This window comes from Mesorhizobium sp. WSM4813 (assembly GCF_055811555.1).
The window spans coordinates 1-9,452 of sequence record NZ_JBVVQU010000106.1; the positions used below are offsets into that span (position 1 = coordinate 1).

Below are 9,452 nucleotides of genomic sequence, written 5' to 3' on the forward strand. Positions count from 1 at the left end.
CTCCTACAGGAAGTGAATCACGAACGTCGCCTCACTGGAATCCCCTCTCGATTCAACCTGAGCGTCCGACGCTCTAAAGCGCGTCGCATGAGGCCGGTCAAACGCGACGCGCTTTAGCTGTCCGCGCGGCGCTGCTCTTCGGATGGGAAAGCGAGGTCGACCGGCAGCGGTGCCTGTGCCGTCATCGGCGCGAAATTGCCGGTCTCGGCGGCGGGAACAGGCGACATCGCCACCACACGCCACAGCACGAACAGGCAAAAACCAGTGGCAATGACGATGGCCACATAGATGAAAGCCTGCGTTCCATAGACAGCGGAAAGCCCGGTCACAATACCGGGCACGATAAAGCCGGACAGCGACCACGCAAACAGAAGCGAACTGGATAGCGCCACCATGTCGTCCTTGCCGGCGCGGTCGGCGGCATGCGCGCTGGCCAGCGAATAGATCGATTCCGACGCACCGTCCCAGACCACGTAGATAACGACCAGCGCCGCCAGCGCACCACCGTCGAAGCCCAGCGCGAACAGGCCTGCCGCCAAGGCAAGCGCCGAAGCGGCGACCAGCACAAAGCGCCGGTCGGTGCGGTCGGAAATCCATCCGAGCGGGATCTGCAGGATCAACGTGCCGACCGGCATCGCCGACAAAAGCAGTGCCACATCTGCCTGGCTGTAGCCCTTGGCCGTGGCATGGATCGGTGCGAAGCCTGAAATCGTCATTGACAGGCCGCCGACGGCAAGCATGCCGGCGACGCCCACCGGCGAAATCCGCCAGGCCCGGCCAAGCGCGACCGACGCCGCCTGCGGCGGCGGTGGCTGGGCGAGCCGCGTCAGCCCGACGGGGAGGATCGACAGAGCGGTGAAGGCGATGCCGATCATCGGCGCGTCCGCAGCCCTTATGTCGATCAGCGCCAGTGTGGAGTAGCCGACACCGAGCCCAGCGACATAGGCGACGTAGAAGAAGGCCATGACCCTGCCGCGTATGGCGTTGGCGATGACGTCGTTCAGCCAGCTTTGCGCAACGATGAACAGGCCGCATATGGCAAAGCCGTAGAGCGCGCGTGCCGCGATCCACGACAGCGGGTGCGGCCCGGCCCCGACGGCAGCGTTGGACAGCACGATCAGCGCCGACAGCACCATGAACGCGCGCGCATGGCCGACGCGCCGCACCAACGGACCGGTAAGGATGCAGCCTGCCAGGCCGCCCGCCGAAAGGCCTGTGACGATCAGCCCGGCCCAGGTCGGATCGAAGCCTTCGGCGCCGAGCCGGACCGGGATATAGGCGAACATCAGTCCGTTGCCGACCGCAACCAGCGCCATCGACAGGACGACGCTGGCGATAGCGATCGCCGGGGCTGGCGGACTGCCCTGCTCCGGATCGCGTCTGGTCTGGTTTCGCTCGAGAATCGCCATGCCCGCAGGATGGCCTACGGATCCGGGAAAGGCAGCCGCAAATGCGACACGGCCGGACTTGCCTTCTCCCCTTCTTGCGGGAGAAGGCTAGTCCGTACGGGCCAAGCCCTTAGCCATCTTGCGGATCGCGGTCGACGACAGCGACGAGCGCGGGCCGTGAATGAAGGTCCAGGCCGGCGCCTTCATGCGGGCGAGCCGCGGCGCGTCACCCTCGTCGACACGCGCGTAATCGAAGGTCTTGGCGACGACCGACGACAGGAACGACAGCGTCGCGCCAGGGCGGTCGACAACCGCGATCGGAAACGTCATCACGATCTGGCGCCAGCGCTGCCAGCGGTGGAAATCGCGAAGCGAATCGGCGCCCATGATCCAGACGAAGTCGACGCCTGGGTTGCGCGCCTTGACCAGGGCCAGCGTGTCGGCCGTGAAGCGGACATAATGGGTCGCTTCGAAGGCGGTGACCTTGACCTTCGGGTTCCGTGCGATCTGCTCGGACAGGCGCAGCCGTTCAGTCAGCGGCGCCAGTTCCCGCGCGCTCTTGAGCGGATTGCCCGGCGTCACCATCCACCACAGCTGATCGAGCGCCAGGCGTCTGAGCGCGATCTCGGCGACCAGTGCATGGCCAGCATGGGCAGGATTGAACGAGCCGCCGAACAGCCCGACGGCCAAGCCCTTTTCGGCATGCGGCATCTTGAGGAAGGGAGAGGAGGCAGGCAGTGAGGATAGCATTGCGCTACGCACCCCCCTCTGTCCTGCCGGACATCTCCCCCGCAAGGGGGGAGATTGGCAGCTTCATTGGCGGCGCAAATTCTGCAAGGTTGGTAATTGGCGAAACCGCAACTAACAGCCGATCTCCCCCCTTGCGGGGGAGATGTCCGGCAGGAGAGAGGGGGGTGGCTGGGCGCAAAGCCTCAAGCTCTAACGGCAAATAGCTTCAAGGCCTCACCTGTCCGGTCCCGCGCACGCGGTACTTGAACGAGGTCAGTTGCTCGACACCGACCGGACCGCGCGCATGCATCTTGCCGGTGGCGATGCCGATCTCGGCGCCCATGCCGAATTCGCCGCCATCGGCGAATTGCGTCGAGGCATTGTGCAGGAGGATCGCCGAATCGATCTCGTTGAAGAAACGTTCGACCGCACCGGCATCCTCGGCGACGATTGCCTCGGTGTGGTGCGAGGAGAACGTCTCGATGTGCTCGATCGCGCCGGCAACGCCGTCGACCAGCTTTACTGCGATGATGGCATCGAGATATTCGCTCACCCAGTCGGCGTCGCTCGCCGGTTTGGCGTCGGCAAACACTTTCAACACCTCGGCGTCGGCATGGATTTCGCACCCTGCCGCGCGCAATGCCTCGAGGGTCGGCACCAGATGGGTGGAGGCCACCGCACGGTCGACCAGCAGCGTCTCGGCCGCGCCGCAGACGCCGGTGCGCCGCATCTTGGCGTTGACCGCGATCCTGACCGCCATGTCGAGATCAGCCGAGCGGTCGATGTAGAGATGGCAGATGCCTTCGAGATGGGCGAAGACCGGCACCCGCGCCTCGTTCTGGACGCGTTCGACCAGGTTCTTGCCGCCGCGCGGAATGATGACGTCGATATTGCCGGAAAGCCCTTTCAGCATCTCGCCGACGGCGGCGCGGTCGGCGGTCGGCACCAGTTGGACGGCATGCTCCGGCAAATTGGCCGCCTTCAGCCCTTCGACCAGGCAGGCATGGATCGCCGCCGAGGCGTTGAGCGAATCCGAGCCGCCGCGCAGGATCACCGGATTTCCGGCCTTGAGGCACAGCGCCCCGGCATCGGCCGTCACGTTCGGCCGGCTCTCATAGATGACGCCGACGACGCCGAGCGGTGTGCGCACGCGCTCGATATGCAGGCCGTTCGGCCGGTCCCATTCGGCAATGACATCGCCGACCGGGTCGCGCAGTCCGGCGATTTCGCGGATGCCGTCGGCCATGGCGCGGATGCGGGCGGGATCCAGCTTCAGCCGGTCCATGAAGGAGCCGGAAAGCCCGGACTTGAGGCCATTCGAGACATCGATGGCATTGGCGTCGAGAATGTTTCGCTCGCGGCGGATAATCGCCTCCGCCATGGCGATCAACGCGGCGTGCTTGCGCTCAGCTGTGGCGATGGCCAGCGGTCGGGCGGCGGCCCGCGCGCGACGGCCGATATCGGCCATCAGCGCGGCAGTGTCGTCCCGGGATTTTTCATGCAGCTTCAGCATGGCTCATCCTCCGCTGGTTACTTGGTCACCGGCCTGTACTTGGTCACCGGCCTGTACTTGGTCAGCGGCCCGTACTTGGTCACCGGAATGGCTCACCACAAGGTCGTCGCGGTGGATCATCGCCGATCGCGCTTCATAACCAAGCACCGTTTCGATCTCGGCTGTCTTCAAGCCAGCGATCCTTACGGCATCGGCGGCATCGTAGGCAACCAGTCCGCGCGCGATCTCGCGGCCTTCGGGCGACAGGATCGCCACCGTGTCGCCACGCGAGAAATTGCCGCTGACCAGTTTGACGCCTGCCGGCAGCAGCGACTTGCCCGACATCAGCGCGCCGATCGCGCCGGCATCGACGGTCAGCCGGCCAGCCGGTTCGAGCTGCCCGGCGATCCACGTCTTGTAGCCCTTGACCGGATTGGCGCTCGGCCGGAAGAAAGTCGCCCGCTCGCCACGCTCGATCGCCATCAGCGGCGACAGGCGGGTGCCTGATGTGATAATCATGGCGGTGCCGGCGGCGGTGGCAATCTTGCCGGCGTCGAGCTTGGTGCGCATGCCGCCGCGCGAAAGCTCCGAAGCGGCCGCACCCGCCATTGCCTCGATCTCAGAAGTGATGCGGTCGACGACCGGAATGAACCGGGCATGCGGGTCGCGCGCTGGCGGCGCCGTGTAGAGCCCGTCAATGTCGGAGAGCAGCACCAAGAGATCGGCGCCCATCATGGTGGCGACACGCGCCGCCAGCCGGTCGTTGTCGCCATAGCGGATTTCGGAGGTTGCCACCGTGTCGTTCTCGTTGATGACCGGCACCGCCTTCATCTTGAGCAGCGTCGAGATCGTCGCGCGCGCATTGAGATAGCGGCGGCGCTCTTCGGTGTCGCCGAGCGTCAGCAGGATCTGGCCCGATTTCAGGCCGCCTTTGCCGAGCGCATCCGACCAGGCGCCAGCCAGCGCAATCTGCCCGACGGCCGCCGCCGCCTGGCTCTCCTCGAGCTTCAGCGCCCGCTTGCCGAGGCCGAGAATGGTGCGGCCAAGCGCGATGGCGCCGGACGACACGACGAGGATCTCGGCGCCACCTTCGGCCAGCACGGCGATGTCGTCGGCAAGCGAGGCCAGCCAGTCGCGCTTCAGGCCGGTCGCGCGGTCGACAAGCAGCGCCGAGCCGATCTTGACGGTGATGCGCCGGTATTTTTTCAGCTGCGCGGCCATCGCTATCTCCAGCGCGTCTCGACCGGCGTGGCGACAGCTTCGCGTGCCTCGGCCACGACCGTCATCAGCGCGCGCAGAACGGCTTCGACGCCTTCGCCGGTGACCGCCGACAAAAGCATCGGCGCGCGGCCGGCGGCGCGTTTCAGCGAAGCGACCTTCTTCTTGCGTGCGTCGACATCGAGCGTGTCGACCTGGGAAAGCGCTACGATCTCGACTTTCTCGACCAGCCCATGGCCATAGGCGTCGAGTTCGGTGCGCACGGTCTTGTAGGCCTTCCCCGGATTGTCTTCCTGCGCCGAGACGAGGTGCAGAAGGACGCGCGTGCGTTCGACGTGTCCGAGGAAGCGGTCGCCGATGCCGACGCCTTCATGCGCGCCTTCGATGAGGCCGGGAACGTCGGCGATGACGAACTCGCGCCCGTCGATGCGGGCCACACCGAGACCCGGATGCAGCGTGGTGAAGGGATAATCGGCGATCTTCGGCTTGGCCGCCGTCACGGCGGCCAGAAAAGTCGATTTGCCCGCATTGGGCAACCCGACCAGGCCGGCATCGGCGATCAGCTTGAGCCTGAGCCAGATATTGAGCTCTTCGCCCGGCTGGCCGGGATTGGCGCGGCGCGGCGCCTGGTTGGTCGAGGTCTTGAAATGCTGGTTGCCGAAGCCGCCATTGCCGCCCTTGGCAAGCAGGTAGCGTTGGCCGACGACGGTCAGGTCGCCGATCAGCGTCTCGTTGTCTTCGGCAAAGACCTGCGTTCCCGCCGGCACTTTCAGCGTGACGTCGGCGCCTTTGGCGCCGGTCATGTTGCGGCCCATGCCGTGTGTGCCGGTCTTGGCCTTGAAATGCTGCTGGTAGCGATAGTCGATCAGCGTGTTCAGCCCATCGACCGCCTCCACCCAGACGTCGCCGCCGCGGCCGCCGTCGCCGCCGTCGGGACCGCCGAACTCGATGAACTTTTCGCGCCGGAACGACACCGAACCGGCGCCACCGTCGCCGGAGCGGACATAGACCTTGGCTTGATCAAGAAATTTCATCGTATTGCTGAGTTTCTGCTAGTGGCCTTGCGGCATTGCTCTAACGTTCGGCACTGCTCTAAACCAAGGCGGGGCGAAGGGCGAGGCTGTTTATGAACATGGCCGGAGTCGCAATGAAGCTCGTAACCTACAACATCCACTACGGCGTCGGTCTTGACGGCCGCTACGATGTCGGCCGCATCGCCGATGCCGTGCGCGGCGCCGACGTAATCGCGCTGCAGGAGGTCTCGCGCAACAACCCCAACAATGGCGGCCGCGCATGGTGGCCGAGCTTGGCGAGGCGCTGCCCGAATATTTCGCCGTCTATGGCAGCAATTTCGAGGCCAATGTCGGCTCGCGTCTGGAAAACGGCCGCGCCATCACCACCACCTTCCAGCTTGGCAACATGATGCTGTCGAAAACGCCGGTTCATCTGTCGCGCAATCTCCTCTTGCCGCGCAGCCGCAGTTTCGAAGTGATGAATTTCCAGCGCGGCGCGCTGGAGGCGCTGATCGAGACGCCGCTTGGTTTCATCCGCTTCTATTCCACCCATCTCGACCATCGCAGCCCGGTCGAACGCGCCAGCCAGATCCGGTTTCTGCGTCAGCGCCTGTTGAACTACGCCATCGAGGGCGGCGCGCTGTCGGGCGTCGCCGAGGTTGGCCTGCCGGACCTGCCTTGTCCCGAAGGCTTCGTCGTCATGGGCGACTTCAACATGCTGGCCGGATCGCCGGAATATGTCGAACTCGCCGGCCGCCTGGATCACGAATTCGGCATGCCTGTGACCGCCGATCTTGCCGTCGATGCCGCCCTGCGCCTTGCCGCCGCGGGCGTCGATCTCATCACCTGGGTCGACCCCAAGCGGCCTGGCGACGCCAGCCGCCACAAGCGCATCGACTATGTCTTCACCAGCGCTTCGCTCGCCAAATCGCTGAAGCGCCTGTGGGTCGACCGGCAAGCAGTCGGCTCGGACCACCTGCCGGTCTGGGTCGAGATGGCCTGACCTTGAGTTTGGTTCGCAATCCTTCGCGCCAGGCCACGCGTCAGAGACCGTTTCGAAATTCGCTCGGGTGAGTCATATGGTGGTGGTTTCGAGAACCGGAGCGCAGCGGACATTTGGGTCCGTGAGCACCGGAAGCGCAGAAAACGCCATCAGATGGCCGCCAGAGTAGAGTTTCCAAACGGTCTCTAAAAATGCACCCAGTTCCTGAGGCTGGTCCAGGTCCTGCGATCGAGACGGTAGCGCTCGACCGGCACCTGGCCGGCGACGATCGAGTTCAGCATGCCCTGGCCGGCATACTGGAAGCCGCATTTGTGGATGACCCGGCGCGAGGCCGGGTTGATGACCCGCGTCGAGGCATGCAGCACCTGGATCGCCGTCTTCTGGAAGGCGAGGTCGACCAGCGCATGTGCTGCCTCCGTCGCATAGCCGCGCTTCCAGTAGAGCTCGCCGATCCAGTAGCCGAGTTCCAGCCCGCGATCGGTGGTGTTGAGGCCGGCGCAACCGACGAAGGTTTCGGTACCGGCCAGCGTCAGGGCATAGGCAATCCCGGCCCGGCGCGATGCCGTCATCGCCAGGAAGGCGCGTGCTTCGGCCTCGCCATAGGGATGCGGCATGCGGGCCAGCATTTCGGCGACATGGCGGTTGTCGGCGAGCACCACCAGTTGCTCGATATCGCTTTCGCGCGGCGCCCGCAGGACCAGCCGCTCGGTCACCAGGACCGGGCAATCTATCGCGTAACTTTCACCGTCCGTGTCTTCCGCTTCGGCAACCATGTCAGTCCTCCAGGCAAAGAAAAAGGGGAGATGGAAACCCATCTCCCCTGATCCATTTCCTGGCTTGGCCAGACACCGGTTCCCGAGATGGGTGCCGGTGTTCTCGTACGGAACCGGCTACTCCGCGGCCTTCGTCATCGGGTTCACCGATACGTAGGTTCGGCCATTGGCTTTTTTGTTGAAGGTGACTGCGCCAGCTTCGAGCGCAAACAGCGTGTGATCCGTGCCAATGCCGACATTGGTGCCGGGATGCCACGTCGTGCCGCGCTGACGAATAATGATGTTGCCCGGAATCACGGCTTCGCCGCCGAACTTCTTCACGCCGAGCCGCTTGGAATGGGAGTCGCGACCATTGCGCGACGAACCGCCAGCTTTCTTGTGTGCCATCTAACTAACTCCGATGCGCCGCAAGGGCGCTTAAAAGGTCTTATGAACGCGTTCGCGTTCCGTTTCAAGTCCAAACCGGCGACGATTGCGCCGGCGCGCTTTACTTCTTCGCCAGTTCCTTAGCCTGCTCGCGCCAGTCCGTGATCTGGTCGGTGCTGAACGGCATATGCTCGTCGATCTTGGCGACATCCTTGTCCGACAGCTTGGCGATCTGCGCGAAGGTGGTGATGCCCTGTTCGTTCAGCTGGCCGGCCGCGACCGGGCCGATGCCCTTGATCACGGTCAGATCGTCCGGCTCACCCTTCGGCGCCTTGAACAGTGGAGCGGCGGTTTCGCTTGCCTTGGCCTCGGTTTCCTTCGGCGCTGCCTCTGCCTTGGCTTCGGTCTTCGGCGCGGCTTCAGCCTTCGCCTCGGCCTTTGCAGCAACTTCGGCCTTCGGCTCGGTCTTGGCCGCGGCCTTCTTCGTCGGCTTGGCGCCACCCAGCAGGATCTCGGCGATCCGCACGGTGGTCAGAAGCTGGCGATGGCCGATCTTGCGGCGCGAATTCTGCCGGCGGCGCTTCTTGAAGGCGATGACCGTGCGGTTCTTGCCCTGCTCGACGACTTCGGCGGTGACCAGGGCGCCGTCGACGAACGGCGCGCCAAACGTGACATTCTCGCCCTCGCCATGCGCGAGCACGTGGCCGATCTCGACGATGTCGCCGACCTGGCCTTCGACTTTTTCGATCTTCAGGAGATCGTTGGCGGCAACACGATACTGCTTGCCGCCCGTTTTGATGACTGCGAACATTTTTTGCCTTTCGCTGTTCGGTCGGCCTTGATGAACCGCTTCAGGCGGTTCGGCCGTCTTTTTGTCAGTCTGCGGGTTCAAAAAGCAAGCGGCGCGGAAGAGCCCTCCACGCCGATTGCGCGCTGTCCCTAGCCGAAGGTGCGGCGCGAGTCAAGGCAAACGGCCGAAAGCAAGCCGGTGCCGTTGGCACAAGCGGCAGAGGTATCGAGGGACGAGCCATACGGCCCGGAGAGAAGCCTGATATCAGGCAGATTGGCCCTTGTAACCTGTCCGTCCAGCCGTTATCTAGTGCGCCGCGCCGGCAACGGCGGACCATGACCGCGGAGAGGTGGCAGAGTGGTCGAATGCACCGCACTCGAAATGCGGCATGGGTGCAAGCCCATCGGGGGTTCGAATCCCTCCCTCTCCGCCAATTATCGTCCTAGCCCATTGATAATGCTTGGCTTTGCGGCTTGGTTGTACTACTTCCCCATTTTCTTCCCCACTGGCGCTTCGAGTTCAAGCGTGGTGGGGTCGGAGTGTACCTGCTAGCGAATCTGGGGGTCAGGAGTTCGAATCTCTTCGGGCGCGCCAATCGTTTCATGTCCAGCCCGGAGACATAGGTAACAGAATGTACCTAAGACATGGGTGACAACCCCGTGCCGAACGGGTTGTCGATG

General features: G+C 64.3%; 8 protein-coding genes, 1 tRNA gene and 1 pseudogene. 2 read left to right on the forward strand and 8 right to left on the reverse strand.

The window, feature by feature from the left end; translation table 11 throughout:
• Nucleotides 1-113 precede the first annotated feature (113 nt).
• The 5 genes from AC0L25_RS31660 to obgE form a co-directional block, all read right to left on the reverse strand.
• Nucleotides 114-1,409 carry an MFS transporter gene (locus AC0L25_RS31660; protein ID WP_473599064.1) on the reverse strand — a complete coding sequence of 432 codons (1,296 nt, stop codon included), beginning with the start codon at nucleotides 1,407-1,409 and terminating at the stop codon, nucleotides 114-116.
• A gap of 87 nt (nucleotides 1,410-1,496) precedes the next feature.
• Complete coding sequence (locus tag AC0L25_RS31665) at nucleotides 1,497-2,099, reverse strand: nicotinate-nucleotide adenylyltransferase (RefSeq protein ID WP_473599070.1); 603 nt, start codon at nucleotides 2,097-2,099, stop codon at nucleotides 1,497-1,499.
• Between the two features lie 244 nt (nucleotides 2,100-2,343).
• The gene (locus AC0L25_RS31670) at nucleotides 2,344-3,630 is read right to left on the reverse strand and encodes a glutamate-5-semialdehyde dehydrogenase (RefSeq protein ID WP_473599065.1); all 1,287 of its coding nucleotides are present in this window, start codon (nucleotides 3,628-3,630) and stop codon (nucleotides 2,344-2,346) included.
• Between the two features lie 3 nt (nucleotides 3,631-3,633).
• A complete protein-coding gene (gene proB / locus AC0L25_RS31675; RefSeq protein WP_473599066.1) occupies nucleotides 3,634-4,830 on the reverse strand; it encodes a glutamate 5-kinase in 1,197 nt (398 codons plus the stop codon).
• 2 nt (nucleotides 4,831-4,832) lie between these two features.
• Nucleotides 4,833-5,861 carry a GTPase ObgE gene (gene obgE, locus AC0L25_RS31680; protein WP_473599067.1) on the reverse strand — a complete coding sequence of 343 codons (1,029 nt, stop codon included), beginning with the start codon at nucleotides 5,859-5,861 and terminating at the stop codon, nucleotides 4,833-4,835.
• A gap of 113 nt (nucleotides 5,862-5,974) precedes the next feature.
• On the opposite strand from obgE, the pseudogene AC0L25_RS31685 reads away from it, so the two are divergent.
• Nucleotides 5,975-6,843, forward strand: a pseudogene (locus AC0L25_RS31685) (endonuclease/exonuclease/phosphatase family protein).
• Between the two features lie 185 nt (nucleotides 6,844-7,028).
• Here AC0L25_RS31685 and AC0L25_RS31690 read toward each other — a convergent pair.
• From AC0L25_RS31690 to AC0L25_RS31700, 3 genes are all read right to left on the reverse strand, one after another.
• Nucleotides 7,029-7,616: a GNAT family N-acetyltransferase gene (locus AC0L25_RS31690; protein WP_473599068.1), complete on the reverse strand. Its 588-nt coding sequence runs from the start codon at nucleotides 7,614-7,616 to the stop codon at nucleotides 7,029-7,031.
• 117 nt (nucleotides 7,617-7,733) lie between these two features.
• On the reverse strand, nucleotides 7,734-8,003 hold the full coding sequence (gene rpmA / locus AC0L25_RS31695) for a 50S ribosomal protein L27 (RefSeq protein ID WP_023678077.1): 270 nt from the start codon (nucleotides 8,001-8,003) through the stop codon (nucleotides 7,734-7,736).
• A gap of 100 nt (nucleotides 8,004-8,103) precedes the next feature.
• Nucleotides 8,104-8,793, reverse strand: coding sequence for a 50S ribosomal protein L21 (locus AC0L25_RS31700; RefSeq protein ID WP_473599069.1), 690 nt, complete (start codon nucleotides 8,791-8,793; stop codon nucleotides 8,104-8,106).
• A gap of 322 nt (nucleotides 8,794-9,115) precedes the next feature.
• Between AC0L25_RS31700 and AC0L25_RS31705 the strand changes: the two genes are divergently transcribed.
• Nucleotides 9,116-9,205, forward strand: a tRNA-Ser gene (locus tag AC0L25_RS31705).
• Nucleotides 9,206-9,452: the final 247 nt, after the last annotated feature.